This window comes from Streptomyces carpinensis, assembly GCF_002154505.1.
Classification (GTDB): domain Bacteria; phylum Actinomycetota; class Actinomycetes; order Streptomycetales; family Streptomycetaceae; genus Streptomyces; species Streptomyces carpinensis.
Map to the genome: position 1 here is coordinate 1 of NZ_MUBM01000346.1, position 429 is coordinate 429.

1 protein-coding gene is annotated in these 429 nt (G+C 76.7%); it reads right to left on the minus strand.

Annotation, left to right across the window (positions count from 1 at the left end; translation table 11 throughout):
- Nucleotides 1–429, minus strand: a 429-nt coding sequence (locus BZY54_RS53990) for a polyketide synthase dehydratase domain-containing protein (protein ID WP_244217526.1), incomplete at both ends; no start/stop codon positions are given.

The following is a 429-nucleotide window of genomic DNA, read 5'->3' on the forward strand; positions in this document are numbered from 1 at the left end:
GTGCCGACGTCGACGGCCTCGGCGTCGGCCGGGGGCCACTGGCCCGCGAGTGTGCCGTGGGTGTCGGCGGGGGCGGTGGCGGTCTCGGGGGCGAGGGTGCCGGTGGCGTGGCGGACCCATGCGGTGTCGTCGGTGGTGTCCTCGGGCCGGGCGTAGCAGTCGACGGTGCGGCGTCCGGCCGGGTCGGCGGATCCGACGACGATCTGCACGGCGACGCCCCCGGCCTGCGGCAGCGTGAGCGGCGTCTGGAGGGTGAGTTCCTCCAGCACCGGGCAGCCGGTCTCGGTGCCGGCACGCAGGGCGAGTTCGACGAAGGCGGTGCCGGGCAGCACGGTCACGCCGGCGATCGTGTGGTCGGCGAGCCAGGGATGGGTGCGCAGGGACAGCCTGCCGGTCAGGACCGTGCCGTCCGCGCCGGCGAGGCCGACC